The organism is Paractinoplanes atraurantiacus, assembly GCF_900215205.1.
Taxonomy (GTDB): domain Bacteria; phylum Actinomycetota; class Actinomycetes; order Mycobacteriales; family Micromonosporaceae; genus Actinoplanes; species Actinoplanes atraurantiacus.
Window position 1 is genome coordinate 84,357 of sequence record NZ_OBDY01000013.1, and the last position, 14,733, is coordinate 99,089.

At 68.1% G+C, this 14,733-nt stretch carries 14 protein-coding genes; 5 read left to right on the plus strand and 9 right to left on the minus strand.

What is annotated here, in order from left to right:
• Positions 1 to 180: 180 nt before the first annotated feature.
• Positions 181 to 1,656, minus strand: coding sequence for a pectate lyase (locus CRP55_RS27080; RefSeq protein ID WP_097322949.1), 1,476 nt, complete (start codon positions 1,654 to 1,656; stop codon positions 181 to 183).
• A 99-nt stretch (positions 1,657 to 1,755) separates the two neighbouring features.
• Between CRP55_RS27080 and CRP55_RS27085 the strand changes: the two genes are divergently transcribed.
• Together CRP55_RS27085 and CRP55_RS27090 are read left to right on the plus strand one after the other, a co-directional pair.
• Positions 1,756 to 2,664, plus strand: a complete 909-nt coding sequence (locus CRP55_RS27085; RefSeq protein ID WP_097322950.1) for an alpha/beta fold hydrolase — start codon at positions 1,756 to 1,758, stop codon at positions 2,662 to 2,664.
• Between the two features lie 33 nt (positions 2,665 to 2,697).
• A complete protein-coding gene (locus tag CRP55_RS27090) occupies positions 2,698 to 4,353 on the plus strand; it encodes a sensor histidine kinase (protein ID WP_097322951.1) in 1,656 nt (551 codons plus the stop codon).
• Positions 4,354 to 4,409: 56 nt separating this feature from the next.
• Here the strand turns inward: CRP55_RS27090 and mmsB are convergent, their stop codons facing one another.
• Genes mmsB through chvE form a run of 3 tightly spaced genes read right to left on the minus strand, consistent with a single transcriptional unit; the run spans position 4,410 to position 8,316 of the window.
• Complete coding sequence (gene mmsB / locus CRP55_RS27095) at positions 4,410 to 5,657, minus strand: multiple monosaccharide ABC transporter permease (RefSeq protein ID WP_097322952.1); 1,248 nt, start codon at positions 5,655 to 5,657, stop codon at positions 4,410 to 4,412.
• On the minus strand, positions 5,654 to 7,186 hold the full coding sequence (mmsA, locus tag CRP55_RS27100; protein ID WP_097322953.1) for a multiple monosaccharide ABC transporter ATP-binding protein: 1,533 nt from the start codon (positions 7,184 to 7,186) through the stop codon (positions 5,654 to 5,656). Before mmsA ends, mmsB begins: the two co-directional genes overlap by 4 nt.
• Positions 7,183 to 8,316, minus strand: a complete 1,134-nt coding sequence (gene chvE, locus CRP55_RS27105) for a multiple monosaccharide ABC transporter substrate-binding protein (protein WP_097322954.1) — start codon at positions 8,314 to 8,316, stop codon at positions 7,183 to 7,185. The genes mmsA and chvE overlap by 4 nt, the downstream gene beginning before the upstream one ends.
• Positions 8,317 to 8,527: 211 nt before the next feature.
• Between chvE and CRP55_RS27110 the strand changes: the two genes are divergently transcribed.
• Positions 8,528 to 9,472: a class I SAM-dependent methyltransferase gene (locus tag CRP55_RS27110; protein WP_097322955.1), complete on the plus strand. Its 945-nt coding sequence runs from the start codon at positions 8,528 to 8,530 to the stop codon at positions 9,470 to 9,472.
• Here CRP55_RS27110 and CRP55_RS27115 read toward each other — a convergent pair.
• From CRP55_RS27115 to CRP55_RS27125, 3 genes are read right to left on the minus strand one after another with little or no spacing between them, the layout of a single operon-like run.
• Complete coding sequence (locus CRP55_RS27115) at positions 9,433 to 10,200, minus strand: SAM-dependent methyltransferase (protein WP_097322956.1); 768 nt, start codon at positions 10,198 to 10,200, stop codon at positions 9,433 to 9,435. The two genes, CRP55_RS27110 and CRP55_RS27115, sit on opposite strands and share 40 nt — an antisense overlap.
• A 21-nt stretch (positions 10,201 to 10,221) precedes the next feature.
• Entirely contained in the window at positions 10,222 to 10,800 is a 579-nt protein-coding gene (locus tag CRP55_RS27120) for an HD domain-containing protein (RefSeq protein WP_097322957.1), read from the minus strand.
• A complete protein-coding gene (locus CRP55_RS27125; RefSeq protein WP_143234900.1) occupies positions 10,781 to 11,317 on the minus strand; it encodes a hypothetical protein in 537 nt (178 codons plus the stop codon). The genes CRP55_RS27120 and CRP55_RS27125 overlap by 20 nt, the downstream gene beginning before the upstream one ends.
• Before the next feature lie 217 nt (positions 11,318 to 11,534).
• On the opposite strand from CRP55_RS27125, the gene CRP55_RS27130 reads away from it, so the two are divergent.
• Complete coding sequence (locus tag CRP55_RS27130) at positions 11,535 to 11,801, plus strand: hypothetical protein (protein ID WP_097322959.1); 267 nt, start codon at positions 11,535 to 11,537, stop codon at positions 11,799 to 11,801.
• A gap of 258 nt (positions 11,802 to 12,059) precedes the next feature.
• Positions 12,060 to 12,530, plus strand: coding sequence for a nucleoside deaminase (locus CRP55_RS27135; protein WP_097323095.1), 471 nt, complete (start codon positions 12,060 to 12,062; stop codon positions 12,528 to 12,530).
• Here CRP55_RS27135 and CRP55_RS27140 read toward each other — a convergent pair.
• Both CRP55_RS27140 and CRP55_RS27145 read right to left on the minus strand, forming a co-directional pair.
• On the minus strand, positions 12,527 to 13,378 hold the full coding sequence (locus tag CRP55_RS27140) for an MEDS domain-containing protein (protein ID WP_179855347.1): 852 nt from the start codon (positions 13,376 to 13,378) through the stop codon (positions 12,527 to 12,529). The two genes, CRP55_RS27135 and CRP55_RS27140, sit on opposite strands and share 4 nt — an antisense overlap.
• Before the next feature lie 117 nt (positions 13,379 to 13,495).
• The gene (locus CRP55_RS27145; protein ID WP_342751581.1) at positions 13,496 to 14,638 is read right to left on the minus strand and encodes an LCP family protein; all 1,143 of its coding nucleotides are present in this window, start codon (positions 14,636 to 14,638) and stop codon (positions 13,496 to 13,498) included.
• Positions 14,639 to 14,733 lie beyond the last annotated feature (95 nt).

A 14,733-nucleotide genomic window follows, 5' to 3' on the forward strand; every position in this document is an offset into this window, starting at 1 on the left:
CAACGCCGCGTGCGGACAACGCCGCGTGCGGACAACGCCGCGTGCGGACAACGCCGCGTGCGGACAACGCCGCGTGCGGACAACGCCGCGTGCGGGCGGCCCGGCCGGGGTCCCGGCCGGCCGGGCCGGCCTGGGGAGCGGGGGCGGGGCTGCGCGCCCCCGCTCCGGTATGGGGGCGCGCTACTTCAGGGTGATGTTGGTGGCCGTGCAGGACTTGCCGTCGGGGACGGAGCTTGTCTGGGTCGGCTCGCCGCTGGTCACGCCCTTGAAGATGGCGCAGATGACGGTCTTGCTGGTGCCGCCGACGACCGTCACCTTGTCGACTGTGGCCACGTCGCCGAGGTTGGCGTTGACGCCGACCAAGGCCTTGAGCGGCGTGGTCACCGTGACGTTCGAGACCTGGACCTTGCGGGCGTACTGCTTCGAGCAGTTGCCGCACGAGCGGTAGAGCTTGCCGATGTCGCTGGCCTGGAAGTCCTTGATGACGAACGTGCCGGGGCCGTTGTGCTGGAACGTCTTGTCCGAGGCGTGCATGGCGCCGCCGCCGATGACCGTCATGGTCTGGCTCGCCGACGTGCCCTTGAAGGTGGCGGCGTCCTCGCCCACGTCCTGCCACCAGACGTTGCGCAGGGTGCAGGTGCCCAGGCAGTGCACACCGTCGGCAGCCGGGCTGCCGATGATGACGTTGGACAGGGTGGCGCCGTCGGCCAGCTGGAACAGCGGGTCCTGGCCCTCGTCCTGGCCGTCGCCGCCGAGGTCGCCGCCGCCGACGAAGCGGACGTTGCCGCCGTCCACCGATCCCGTGATCTTGCGGGTGGCGGTGAGCGTGGTGGTGCTGACCGGAGTCGGCCAGGTCGTCGCCACCGGAGAAGCCGTGACCGTCGGCGCGGCGGTGGTCGGCTTCGCGGTGGCCGTCGCGGTCGGCGCGGCGGTGGTCGCGGTCGGCGCGGCGGTGGTCGGCTTGGCGGTCGCGGTCGGCGCGGCGGTGGCCGTGGTCGGGGTGGCCGTGGTCGGGGTGGCCGTCGGTGCGGTTGTGGGCGTGTTCCCCGCCGTGCCCACGGAAATGTCGTCAAAAGACGCTGACGCGTCGACCGTGAGCAGGCCAATGCGGCCCTTCGTCAGCTTCGCCGTGGACACGTCGCCGACAACTTTGCCGTCCACATAGCCCGTGACGCGCTTGCCCGACACGTCGAGGCGCAGCTTGTGCCAGCCGCTGCCGGCGGCCGGCAGGGCCAGCGAACCCAGCACCGTTACCGCCGAGCCCTTGACCTCCTCGAGCCGCGCCGTCCCGGACGCCAGCACCAGGCGCTCGAACTCGTGCGAACCGCTGGCCCGGGCCGCGATGCCGGCCGACGCGCCGGACGACGCCAACGTCAGCGGCCGCACCGACGCCTGCACCGAATAGTCGGTCCAGCTGGTGTCGCCCGCGAAGAACCGGGCCAGCTCGCTGCCGTTGTCGGCCTGGCGCAACGCCTTGCTGCCGTCGGTCACCACCGACCACGACCCGCCCGACTTCGACCACCCGCTGGTGTCGCCGTCTTCGAAGGTGTCGCCGAACGACGGCCCACCGGCGGCGAACGCGGTCGCGGTCAGCCCCGCCGCCGCGACCGCCAGCACGGCGACCCCGCCGATCAGCGCGCCCTTTGCGTACTTCATCAAACGTCCTCCTGATCACTTCAGACACGATCAAGTGGTCGGAGGGGCCTGAAAGGTTGCTCGCGTTCCAAAGATTTTTTCGCGGGTACGTCCACCGCCATGTTCGAAGGCTTCCGAGACGAGTGGATCGACGTGGGTGAGGTGGGCCTGCGGGTCCGCCACGGCGGCGACGGCCCACCCGTGCTGCTCATCCACGGCCACCCGCGCACCGGCGCCACCTGGCACCGCGTCGCCCCGCTGCTGGTGGCGGCCGGCTTCACCGTCGTCTGCCCCGACATGCGCGGCTACGGCCGCTCCGGGAAGGCCCCCATCGAGGACGACCATCTGCAACAGTCGAAACGCACGGTGGCCCGTGACCTGCACACCCTGATGACCAAGCTCGGCCACGATCAATACGCCGCGGTCGGCCATGACCGCGGCTGCTATGTGGCGCTCCGGCTCGCACTTGATCACGCGGGGAGTGTCCGGAAGCTGGTCGTCATGGACGGCGTCCCGATCAGCGAGGCCCTGTCCCGCTGCGACGCCCGCTTCGCCCGCGACTGGTATCACTGGTTCTTCTTCGCCCAGCGCGACAAGCCGGAACGGGCCATCCTGGCCGACCCCGACGCCTGGTACGCCGGCGACCCCACCCGCATGGGCGAGGAGAACTACGCCGAGTTCTGGGAGGCCACCAACGACCCCGACACGGTGAAGGCGATGCTCGAGGACTACCGGGCCGGCCTGGGCGTCGACAACGACCACGAGCTGGCCGATCGCGCCGCCGGCCACACCGTCGCCTGCCCGACCCTGTTCCTGTGGTCCACCCGCGATGACATGGAAGTGCTCTACGGCGACCCGCTGGCCATCTGGCGGCGCTGGGCCCCAGGCCTCCGCGGCGTGCCGATCGAGTCGGGCCACCACATGGCCGAGGAGAACCCGGAAGCGCTCGCCGCCGCCGTGACCGGCTTCCTGCGACAGCCCGATCGGCCGTCCTCGGATTCCGGCCAGTTCGGAGGCGAACCTCGGTAGCCTTTATGTGAGATTTGTGCTGGGTTGGAGGCGATGGCCGTGGGCCCGGGGAACATTGCGGGACGGCCGGAAGAGGCCCCGATACGCCGCCGCCTGCCGGTGTATGCGATCGCCGTCGTCGCCGTCACCCTGGCCCTGGTGCCGATCGCCGGCTATCGCCTGACCGTTCATCCGAACCTGATCATCTCGTTCTTCGTCCTCATGGCGTCGGCCGACCTGCTGACCGCGTACCTGCTGGTGCAGCAGTTCCTGGCCGGCGGGCGAGTGGCGACGCTGGGCCTGTCGTCGGCCTACCTCTACTCCACACTGATGATGGCGCCCTATGCCGTCGGCTTCACCCGGATCCAGCGCCTGGGGTCCGAGTCAGCGTGGTCCGAGGTCTGCGGTCCGTGGCTCTTTCTGGCGCTCCTGGGCGGTTTTCCGGCGCTCGCGGCGGCACAGCAGTATCTTGTCGCGGCGCTGCCGGGCCGCCTGAGCGAGCTGGCCCGGACCCGGCGGCGGGCCGCGGCCGGGATCGCGGCGTCGTCGGTGCTGGCGCTGGTCGTCGCGGTGACCGGCACCGTCGTCGGTGCCGCCGACCGGCTGCCCCGGCTGTATCTGGGCGGGACACCGACCGTGGCCTGCCGCTGGGCGGTGATTGCGACGCTGCTGGTCGCGGCGGTCAGTCTGCTGGCCGTCGTCAGGAACTCGCGTCACCGGCCGGCGGTGGAACAGTGGGTGGTGGTGGCGATCAGCGCGTCGCTGGCCACCACCATCCTGTTCATGGCCGCCCCGCACCGCTACACGCTGGGCTACTACGCGGCGCGGATCACGCTGCTGGTCTCCTCCGGGGTGGTGCTGTTGGCGCTGCTCGCCGAGACCGCGAATCTCTACCGCCGGCTCTGGGCGGCCCACGAGGACCTCGACCGGGCCCACCGCGAACTGAGCCACCGGGCCGAGCACCTGGCCACCGTCAACCGGGAGTTGGAGGCCGCCGGCGCCTGGAAGAGTGACATCATCGCCACCCTGTCCCATGAGATCAACCAGCCCTTGGCGGTGATCTCGGCGTACTCCGAGGAATTGACCCACGAGTGGGACACGATCACCGAGGAGGAGCGCCGAGCCGCCGTCCAGGCGCTGGGCAACCGGGTCAACCAGTTGCTCGACATGGCCGCGCACCTGCTCGTGCTGTGTCACGCCGAGCCGGGTGAACTCGACACCCACCCGGTCGTTCTGCCGGTCGAGCACGCGCTGACCCGGGTCACCGACAATCTGTCCAAGCAGGCCCGCTCGCGGGTGAGCGTCTGCGACTGCCCGTCCGGCGCGGCCGTGTGGGCCGACCCGGTGCACACCCACGAGGTGCTGACCAATTTCGTCACGAACGCGGTCAAGTACAGCCCCGGCGACATCCGCGTCTCGGCCGCTCTCGACGACACGGGCCACGACGTCCTGTTCGCCGTCACCGACGAGGGCAACGGGGTGCCGGCCGACTTCGTCGAGCACCTGTTCGACCGTTTCACCCAGGCCGAGCAGTCCAGCGGTGGGAGAACCGGCGCCGGTTTCGGGCTGTACCTGTCCCGGCTGCTGGCCGAGGCGAACCAGGGCCAGGTCTGGTACGAGGACGCCGTCCCGCACGGCAGCCGGTTCATGCTCCGCCTGCCGAGCGCGGAGACGGTGGGCGCGGAAACGGTGGGCGCGGAAACGCGCTGACGCCGGGGTGCCGACCAGGACGGAACGCTCGGCGAGCGCCCGTCCTGGTCACCGGATCAGCGCGACGCCCCCGCGCGGCGCTTCGTCCAGATGTCGAAGGCGACCGCGGCCAGCAGGACGGCGCCCTTGACCAGCATGACCTCTTCGGACTCGGCGCCGATCAGGCTCATGCCGTTGTTGATGACGCCCATGATGAGGCCGCCGGTGATGGCGCCCACCACCTTGCCCACGCCGCCCTGGACCGCGGCGCCGCCGATGAAGGCCGCGGCGATCGCGTCCAGCTCGAAGCTGTTGCCCGCGGTCGGGTTGGCCTGGTTCAGGCGGCCGGCGAAGATGATGCCGGCCAGCGCGGACAGGACGCCCATGTTGACGAAGATCCAGAAGATGACCGACTTGACCTTCACGCCGGACAGCGTCGCCGCCTGCAGGTTGCCGCCGATGGCGTAGATCTGGCGGCCGAAGACCGCCTTGTTCGTCAGCACCGAGTAGCCCAGGACCAGCGCCGCCAGCAGGACCAGCACCCACGGCAGGTTGCGGAAGCGGGCCAGCTGGATCACCACGAACATGACCAGCACCGCCGCCACCACGATCTTCGTGACGAACAGCGGGAACGGCTCCACCGCCTGGCCGTACTTCTGGCGGCCCTTGCGGGCCCGCCACTGCACCACCACGATGCCCACCACCGAGGCCACGCCCACCAGCAGGCTCAGCAGGTCGGCGCCGCCGAGCGCGCCCAGGCCGATGTTGCCCAGGTAGCCGTCGATGAAGCCGTTCGACAGGGTGCGGACCTCGTCGGGGAACGGGCCGATGCCCCGGTTGCCCAGGATCATCAGGGTGACCGCCCGGAACAGCAGCATGCCGGCCAGCGTGACGATGAAGGCCGGGATGCCGAAGTACGCCACCCAGTAGCCCTGCCAGGCGCCGATCACGCCGCCCACCACCAGCGTGATGAGGATGGCCAGCGGCCACGGCACGCTGTGCTCGACCATCAGCACGGCCGCGACCGCGCCGCAGGCCGCCACCACCGAGCCCACCGACAGGTCGATGTGCCCGGCGATGATGATCAGGATCATGCCGATGGCCAGGATCAGGATGTACGAGTTCTGGACGATGATGTTGCTGATGTTCTGCGGGGCCAGCAGGTCGCCGCCGGTGAGGATCGTGAACAGCAGAACGATCGCCGCGAACGCCAGGTAGATACCGCTCTGGCGCAGATTCAAGGAGAAACCCGGGCCTTTGCGTACGGGCGCGGGCGGCGGCGCGTCGACCGAGAGGTCGGCGTTTGTCGGTGCCAGGCTGCTCACGAGGGGACCTCCTGCCCGGCGGTCATCAGGGTCATCAGGCCCTCCTGGGTGGCCTCGGCGCGGGGCACCTCACCGGTGATCCGCCCGGCCGAGAGCGTGTAGATGCGGTCGCAGAGTCCGAGCAGCTCGGGCAGCTCGGAGGAGATGACGAGCACGGCCTTTCCGGCGTCGGCGAGCTCGTTGATGATCGTGTAGATCTCGTACTTGGCGCCGACGTCGATGCCGCGCGTCGGCTCGTCGAGGATCAGCACGTCCGGGTCAGTGAAGATCCACTTCGCGAGGACGACCTTCTGCTGGTTGCCGCCGGAGAGCTTGCCCGTGATGCTGGCGACGCTGGGCGCCTTGATGTTCAGGCTCTTGCGGTAGCCCTCGGCGACCTTGTACTCCTCGTTGTCGTCCACCCAGCCGCCGTTGGCCAGCCGGCTGAGACCCGCCGCCGAGACGTTGCGCTTGATGTCCTCGATGAGGTTGAGGCCGTAACGCTTGCGGTCCTCGGTGGCGTAGGCGATGCCGTGCTCGATCGCCTCGCGTACGGACCGCAATTTGATCTCTTTGCCGTCCTTGAAGAGACGCCCGGAGATGTTGGTTCCGTAGGAACGGCCGAAGATGCTCATCGCCAGCTCGGTGCGCCCCGCGCCCATCAGCCCGGCCAGACCGACGATCTCGCCGCGCTTCAGAGTGAGGTTGGCGTCGCGCACCAGTACCCGGCCGTGCTGGGTCGGGCTGTGCACGGTCCAGTCCTCGACCCGGAGAACTTCTTCCCCGACGGAAGGAGTGTGTGGCGGGAAGCGGTGGTCGAGGTCGCGGCCGACCATGCCCGAGATGATCCGCTCCTCGGTCAGGCCCTCGGACGGCAGCGTGGTGATGGTGTGACCGTCGCGCAGGATGGTCACCCGGTCCGCGATGTCGAGGACCTCGTTGAGCTTGTGCGAGATGATCACGCAGGTGATGCCCTCGTCGCGCAGGCCCCGCAGCAGGCCGAGCAGATGGGCCGAGTCGTCGTCGTTGAGCGCCGCGGTGGGCTCGTCGAGGATCAGCAGCCGTACCTTCTTCGACAGCGCCTTGGCGATCTCGACCAGCTGCTGCTTGCCGACGCCCAGATCGAGCACCGGGGTGACCGGGTTCTCGTTCAGGCCGACCCGGTCGAGCAGCTCGGCCGCGGCCGCGTTGGTGCGGTTCCAGTCGATCATGCCGCGGTGGGCGAGCTCGTTGCCGAGATAGATGTTCTCGGCGATCGAGAGGTTGGAGGCGAGCGCCAGCTCCTGGTGGATGATGACGATGCCCTTGTGCTCGCTGTCGCGGATGCCGGCGAACCGGACCGGCTCGCCGTCGAACTCGATCTCGCCGTCGTACTCGCCGTGGGGGTAGACGCCGGAAAGCACCTTCATGAGGGTGGACTTGCCGGCGCCGTTCTCCCCGCAGATCGCGTGGATCTCGCCGCGGAGCACCTCCAGGTTGACGTCGTCGAGCGCGCGGACGCCCGGGAACGTCTTGGAGATGCCCCGCATGCGCAGGATGGTGTCACTCATGACCCGAGCTGGGCCTCGGTGTAGTAGCCGGTGTCGATGAGTTCCTTCTTGTAGTTCGTCTTGTCGACGATGACCGACTCGAGGAGCATCGACGGGACGACCTTCACGCCGTTGTCGTAGTCCTTGTCGTTGTTCGTCGTCGGCTTGTTGCCCTTGAGCACGGCGTCGGCCATCTCGACGGTGGTCTTGGCCAGCTGGCGAGTGTCCTTGTAGATCGTCGAGTACTGCTCGTCGGCGATGATCGACTTCACCGAGGCCGCCTCGGCGTCCTGGCCGGTGACGACCGGGTACTTCTGCGCGGCCGTACCATAGCCATTGCTCTTGAGGGCAGAGAGAATGCCGATCGAGAGGCCGTCGTACGGCGAGAGAACGCCGTCGACCTTGGCGCCGTCCTTGTAGGTCGAGGTGAGCAGGTTCTCCATGCGCTCCTGGGCCACCTTCGGCTGCCAGCGCAGGATCGCGACCGTCTTGAAGTCGGTCTGCTTGCTCTTGACGACCAGGGTCTTGTCGTCGATGAACGGCTTGAGCACGCTCATCGCGCCGTTGAAGAAGAACGTCGCGTTGTTGTCGTCGGGCGAACCGGCGAACAGCTCGATGTTCAGCGGGCCCTTGACCGAGCCCTTGGAGCCGTCGGCGTTGAGCACCTTGAGGCCGGTCAGCAGCGAGGTGGCCTGCTGCACGCCGACCTTGAAGTTGTCGAACGTCGCGTAGTAGTCGACGTTGGGGCTGTTGCGGATCAGGCGGTCGTACGCGATGACCGGGATGTTGTTGGCCTTCGCGTTCTCCAGCTGGGTGGTGATGGCCGTGCCGTCGATCGAGGCGATGATCAGCAGCTTCGCCTTCTTGGTGATCTGGTTGTCGAGCTGCTGCGTCTGCGTCGCGATGTCATCGCCGGCGTACTGGAGGTCGACCTTGTAGCCGAGGGCCTCCAGCTGCTTCTTGACGTTGTCACCGTCGCTGATCCACCGCTCGGAGGTGCGGGTCGGCATGGTGACACCGATCAGCGCGCCCGCGTTGTCGCCGCCGGCGCCGGCCTCTTTATCGACGGTCTTCTCGGCCGAACCGCACGCGGTCAGGGCTGTCACCAGCACGGCGGCGGAAACCACCGCACCCATCCTGGACAGTCTCATGCGGGGAACTCCTTCAATGAATAACTCACTCTTGAGGGCTGGGTGCGGTCGAGTGTGAACGCTCACATAGGAACATGTCAACCGTTCAAAGCAACGTTGCGGACACGAGGCTGAAACTTTGTTATCGATAACAGGTGGGTCTCGACGGGCGCTTTCCGGCGGCATTCGTGGTATCCCCGCGGTGCGCCCGGTGGGCCTTTAGGGTGGATATATGCGGTGGACCACCAAGGCCCGTATCCAGCGGATCTGTGCCGCGGCGCCCGGCGGCGACATGGCGTACCGGCAGATCCAGCGCCGCCTGGGCCGCCTGGCCGCCGACCCGTTCCGGCGCCTGCCGCAGCACGCCGAGATGATGCGCCGGCTGACCGGCCTCGGCCTGCACCTCGAGGGCATGCGCTGCCTGGAGATCGGCACCGGCCACCTGCCGATCGCACCGGTCGCCATGCATCTGTGCGGCGCCCGCGAGGTCGTCACCGTCGACCTGCACCGCCGCCTGCAACCCGACCTGACCACCGAGATGCTGCACAAGATGGTCAAGGCCGAGGATCAAATTCTTTCGCTGTACGAGGGTCTGGTCTCACCGATCACACTGCGCGCGCGACTCTCCGTGATCGCCGATCTGGCCGACCGCCCGCGCGAACTGTTCCGCCGGATCGGCATTCGTTATCTGGCCCCGGGCGACGCGTCCCACATGCAGGACCCCGACGCCAGTTTCGACCTCAGTTTCTCGATGACCGTTTTCGAGCATGTCACGCCGCGCGCCCTGCGGGCCATCCTGGCCGAGTCGCGCCGCCTGCTCGGCCCCACCGGCTTCGCCGCCCACCTGATCGACCCCAGCGACCATTTCGCCCACCAGGACAGCGCGATCACCCGTATCAACTTCCTGCGCTACTCGGCGAAGCAGTGGATCCGTCTCGCCGGCAATGAGTACGCGTACTGCAACCGCCTGCGCGCGCCGCAGCTGATCCGGATGTTCGCCGACGCCGGTTTCGGCCTGGAACGCTGCGACCGCGTCGTCGACGCCGAGTCCCGCACGGCCCTGGACGGCGCTTTCCCCGTACACAAGGACTTCAAGGAATTTGACCCGGTCGATCTGTGCACCACCGAGCTGACGGTCTACGCCCGCCCGAAGGTCTTCGCCGCGACCCCCGCGTAACCGTCGACGTCCTTGACCGGGCCCCCGCCGGGCCGCCACCGGGTCAGCGGGACGACGCCCGGCGCGACGAGCTCGAGCCCTTCGAAGAACGCTTCGAAGTCGAGGACCTCGCGCAGGTGGTACGGCACGGCGCCGCTCTCGTTGTACTGCCGGTGCGACTCGATGACACGCTCGCTCGTGGCCGTGCCGTCCGACATCACGAGGTAGCTGCCGGCCGGAAGCCGCCCGGCCAGCCCGCCGACGATGGCCCGGGCCTCGTCCGGGTCCTCGACGTGCCCCATCACCCCGAGCATCAGCAGGGCGACCGGCTCCCCGTCATCGATGAACGCCCCGGCCCGCTCGACGAGGGCGTCGGCGTCGCGCAGGTCCCCGTCGATGAAGTGCACGTCGCCGTCGTGCAGCAACTCGCGGGCGTGAGCGAGCACGAGCGGATCGTTGTCGACATAAACGGTCCGGCTCCCCGGCGCCACCAGCTCGTGCGTGTTACCGGCGGCCGGCAGCCCGCTGCCCACGTCGAGGAACTGCCGCACCCCCGCGTCGTTCAGAAACGCGACGGCCCGCCGCAGGAACGCCCGTGTCTCCCGGGCCGCGTCCACGATCTCGGGAAACACCGCCCGCACCTGATCGCCGACCCGCCGGTCGACGGCGTAGTTGTCCCGGCCGCCGAGCCAGTAGTTCCAGACCCGTGCCGAATGGGGAACGCTGGTGTCCACTGTGTAGTCGCTCACCGCTTCAGTGTGGCACCGGGCTCAGGTCACCGCGTGCCCGTAGGCCTCGGCCAGGTCCCCCAGCTCGGGCACCCCGAACTCCCGTACCAGCTCATCGAACCGCTCCGCTTTGCCCGCCCCGAACTTGCCCACGCTCGCCCGGTAGGTGGCGGCGCTGACGAACACCGGCGGCGCCGTCTTGCTGTGAAACTTGTCCGCGTACATGACCAGGGTCTCCTCACCCCCGGCCGGCACGTAGTCCCCCGGCGGCAGCGGCAGCCCCTGCCGCTCGATGTCCTCCCGCGTGATCCCCACCCCGGTATGACACGAACAGAACCGCCGCAACGGCTCCGGCAGCCCGGCCTCGGCCAGCAGCTCGTGCCCGAGCACCCCGTGCCGCAGATAGCTCTCCCCCGCCCCGAGCCGGTAGACCCCGATGTCGTGCAGAAGCGCCCCCGCCCGCACCAGACCGACGTCGAACTCCCCTTCCCGCCCCCGAAGCAGCCGCTCGGCCACCTCACAGACGATCAGGCAGTGCGTGTACACGAGCTCGAACGCTTCCGGCCCAGGCGCATACCGCTCGTGCAGCGCCCGGATCCGCTCATCCGTAGGGATCTCCATAGCCCTTCGACTCTACGGGCCCCGGCCGATAGTCGAACGTCGCATACAACGTCGTCTCAACGGCAGCGTGGTAATCCACGAAGGCCGAGTACACATGCCGATCCTCGGTCCCGAAACTGTCGAAGATGCCACCCTCCCCCGGCGAAGCCACGACATCCCGGCAGGCACCCACCACCGCGGCCGGCGCGGGATGCCCGACCGCCCGCACGGCCCACGCACCGAGCGCACCACACACCCGCTCCGCTGAAGCGGCCGTCACCGTGGTGGTCCAGCTGACCGCGAACCGCCCCGTCTCCTCGTTGACGACAAGCGGCCCGCGAGCCGTCCCGGCCGCCCCCATCAGCGTCACCGGCGCGTCGGCCACGAGCCACCCGGCCGGCCCGCCGAGCACGGCAACTTCACGAGCCACCCTCTCAGCGACAATGGGTCCACGTGGCCGCAAGAGCAACCACACACCACCGATAACGATCACCAAGGCCATCACCAGAGCAACACTTTTCCCCGTTGACGTAGACATATGACAATGCTGGTCACCCCGACCCGCCCGGTCAATGCGGAGTCATTGTCGCCTTTCTCTCCGCTGCCGAGGTAAGCAGATCATCGCTGCCGAGGCGTCGCATGATCCGTTTCTGCCGGATGGCGGATGCCAAGAAGCATTCGTTGACAGGATGAATGAGTATCGATTGAGTGGCCGGGCTCAGACAAGCTGACGGTACACACGCCGGGGAGTCGACATGACGGCTGCGGATTCTCGGACGACCGAGCACACCGGGATCGCCGCCCGGTGGGCACTGATGACGATGTGCGTCCTCGCATTTACGGTGGCGATGGCGAGTGTCCTCGTGACGCCCCTCGTCCTCGGCCGGCTGTACGCCAAGAGCGACGACTACTCGCGGCTCAGCGACATCGAGCAGAGCTACGGCGCCGCGTCAGCGTTAATCGCGGTGATGGACAAGGCCGACGAACTCGTGGGGTTCCTCGGATGTTTTGGGAAAATGTAGCGACCTACAGAAGAAGGTCAATTCTAGAAGTCGCCGCGAGCGATTTATTGCAATTGTGGACGAGGAGTTCCTCCACGTTGTCAAAAAGGGGTCCCCGTCACGCTCTCGCGAACATCGCCAGGCACCCGAGAGTAGCAACGTCAAGCCTACGCGGAGGACGGGCCTTCGGGACGGCTGTGATCAGCGCCCGCCGGGAAAGACACCCCGAGCATGTCCTCCCAGCAGGTGAACGGGCATGCGGGCCGTACGCTGGTGATCATGGACGCGGACGTGGACAACGGGTATCTGGAGCGGGCGGTCGAGCTTGCCTGGGAAGCGCGCAAGCGGGGCGATCACCCCTTCGGGGCGCTGCTTCTGACGCCGGACGGGAAGACTCTCGAGGCCCGCAACAGTGTGGTCACCGGGGAGGACGCCACCGGGCACGCCGAGACCAATCTTGTTCGGCTGGCCGGGAAGCTCTCCTTCGAGGAGCGGTCCGGCAGCGTGCTCTACACCAGCACCGAGCCGTGTGCCATGTGTTCGGGGGCGATCTACTGGTCGGGGATCGGGCGCGTCGTCTTCGCCCTGTCCGAGGCCGATCTGGCCGGCATGGTCGAGGAGGAGGAAGGGATTCCTCCTCTGCGGCTGCCGTGCCGTGAAGTGTTCGCCCGGGGTGGGCGCGAGATTCTGGTGGACGGGCCCGTGCCCCTGCCGAGCGCCACCGCCGTACACGACGGATTCTGGAATTAGAGGATCGCCTCGTTCGTCAGGCCGTGGAAGCGCAGCAGGCGGCCGACCACGGGCAGGCAACCGCGGACGCGGATGCGGCGGTCGCTGTCGGCGACCGCCCGGATGACCACCCGGGCCGCGGCCGTGTCGGCGAAGCGCAGGCCCGTCACGTCGACTATCGCCTCGCCCCCGTGCGACGGCAGGTCGGCGATCAGGCCGGCCAGCACCGATTCGAGCGCGCAGCGGTTGGACATGTCGGCCTCGCCGCTGAGTCTGATCCCGAACGGCTCGGTCGTGCGCCGGCAGCGCAGCGACGACGCCGGGTCGAACGGCAGCAGCGGGCCGGCGGCGCCCGGATGGGCCAGGGCGAGACGGCGCAGGGTCAACGGATCGAAGAGCCTTCGGTCGTACGCGCACACGCCCGCCACGAAACCGTCGACGAACACTTCGTTGATGCGGGCCTCGTACCACTCCAGCGACTCGGACCCGGGCACACCGCGCGACGCCCACGACATGTCGCCGACCACGCGCAGGCCCCGGTAGCCCTCGTCGCGGGCCTTCTCCTTCTCGGCCAGGAAATGCTCGACGGTCGCCGCCGCGTCGAACGAGCCGCCGGCGAGATAGCTGCCCTCGGGGGTCTCGGCGACCAGCTGGCCGGTGGCCAGCGCGCTCCGCGTGGCCACGTCGCGTTTCACGAGACCGTCGAGGATCGTCGCCGGCGAGGGGCCCAGGTAGCAGACCTTCTGACGTGAGCGCAGGCCGGACGCCAGAACGTCGACGACCGCGTCCAGCCGTACAGCGTCGTCGTCGACGGTCCAGCAGACGTGATCGCCGAGTTCGAGCTGATCGAGAACTCCCAGCCCGCCCACGAGCGACACCCCCTCAGGTCCCGCGCCGCTCCCCCTCGTCGCGAAGTGTCGTTCACCGTACGCTACTGAGCCCCAGCGGTGTGTGACCCGTACGGGTGAAGTTGCCGCCTGGGCGGTTTAGGTGGCCGCCACCCAGGAAGGGTGTGACTCGGCGAATTGGGCGACCGTGTCGTTCTTGGCCGCCTGGAGCAGTTTCAAGCTGTCGTCGCTGAGCAGCTGGACGCTGCCGACGCCGGGGATCGACTCGCTGTTGAACTTGCCGTCGTTGGTCTTCAGCGTCACCAGGTCGTTCGGGTCGACGCCGCGCATCGCGAACACCCAGTCCTCGAGCGAGATGCCGCCCGAGTCGACTGTGACCGCCTTGCCGATCGCGCTGAGCAGGCCGGGCAGCTTGGTCGGCGAGTTCAGGCCGTCCTTGACCGTCTGCTGCACGACCGCCTTGAGGAACTGCTGCTGGTGGCGCTGCCGTCCGTAGTCGAAGTCGTTGTTGGCCAGCAGATCACGCTGGCGGACGAAGTCGAGCGCCTCGGTCGGGGTGAAGCAGTGGTTGCCCTTGGCGTAGAAGTTCGGCGTCACGCCTTTGATCTTGTGGTTGAGGGTGCCGTCGGGATTGATGTCGTACGGGCCGGCCTGCTTGCCGTCGGCCGTGTGGCCGATGTGGATCGAGGTGGTGTCCTCGTCGACGTACATGCAGACCTTGCCCAGCACGTTGACGATCTGCTGGAAGCCCTCGAAGTCGATGATCGCGCCGGCGTCGGGCGTGATGCCGGTGAGCTTTTTGATGGTGAGCGACAACAACTCGAAACCGTGGGAAAGGGCCGAATTCCCGGTCAACCCCCTGCTTCCGTACGCGAAAGCGGCGTTGATCTTGTTTTTCCCGCCGGCGTATTTCTGGGCGCCGTTGTCGTAGGCCGGGATCGGCACGTAGCTGTCGCGGGGCAGCGAGATCAGGTAGGCGCTTTTGTGGTCGGCGCCGATGTGCAGCAGGATGATCGAGTCGGAGCGGGTGGGCTCGCCCGGCTTGGCCGAGGCGCGCTGGTCGATGCCGACGAGCAGGATGTTCTTGGCCCCGGTGACCGACGCGTGCTTCTCGGTCTCGACCGTCGTCGACGACCCGAGCAGGTTCTCCTGCTTGATCGACTTGGTGGCCGCGCTGACCGTGGCCTGCAGGGCGATGATCGACCCGCCGCCCGCGACCATGAGCAGGGCCCCGAAGGCGACACACAGCCGGGCCCACCGTGGAGATCTCCTCTTCCGCACGATCAAGCCTCCCTCGCCTTCGTCAAAAGCCCATGAGAGTTCGCTACGGAGTTGCTGAGATCACCCCTGGCATTCACCGAGGCTTCCTAATGTCC

What these genes read in the sequence shown, in the direction of transcription:
- CRP55_RS27125 (WP_143234900.1), bottom strand. Translation starts at nt 11,317, where the DNA reads ATGTCTACGTCAACGGGGAAAAGTGTTGCTCTGGTGATGGCCTTGGTG.
- CRP55_RS27085 (WP_097322950.1), top strand. Translation starts at nt 1,756, where the DNA reads ATGTTCGAAGGCTTCCGAGACGAGTGGATCGACGTGGGTGAGGTGGGC.
- chvE (WP_097322954.1), bottom strand. Translation starts at nt 8,316, where the DNA reads ATGAGACTGTCCAGGATGGGTGCGGTGGTTTCCGCCGCCGTGCTGGTG.
- CRP55_RS27120 (WP_097322957.1), bottom strand. Translation starts at nt 10,800, where the DNA reads ATGGAGATCCCTACGGATGAGCGGATCCGGGCGCTGCACGAGCGGTAT.
- CRP55_RS27130 (WP_097322959.1), top strand. Translation starts at nt 11,535, where the DNA reads ATGACGGCTGCGGATTCTCGGACGACCGAGCACACCGGGATCGCCGCC.
- CRP55_RS27135 (WP_097323095.1), top strand. Translation starts at nt 12,060, where the DNA reads ATGGACGCGGACGTGGACAACGGGTATCTGGAGCGGGCGGTCGAGCTT.
- CRP55_RS27090 (WP_097322951.1), top strand. Translation starts at nt 2,698, where the DNA reads ATGGCCGTGGGCCCGGGGAACATTGCGGGACGGCCGGAAGAGGCCCCG.
- mmsA (WP_097322953.1), bottom strand. Translation starts at nt 7,186, where the DNA reads ATGAGTGACACCATCCTGCGCATGCGGGGCATCTCCAAGACGTTCCCG.
- CRP55_RS27110 (WP_097322955.1), top strand. Translation starts at nt 8,528, where the DNA reads ATGCGGTGGACCACCAAGGCCCGTATCCAGCGGATCTGTGCCGCGGCG.
- CRP55_RS27080 (WP_097322949.1), bottom strand. Translation starts at nt 1,656, where the DNA reads ATGAAGTACGCAAAGGGCGCGCTGATCGGCGGGGTCGCCGTGCTGGCG.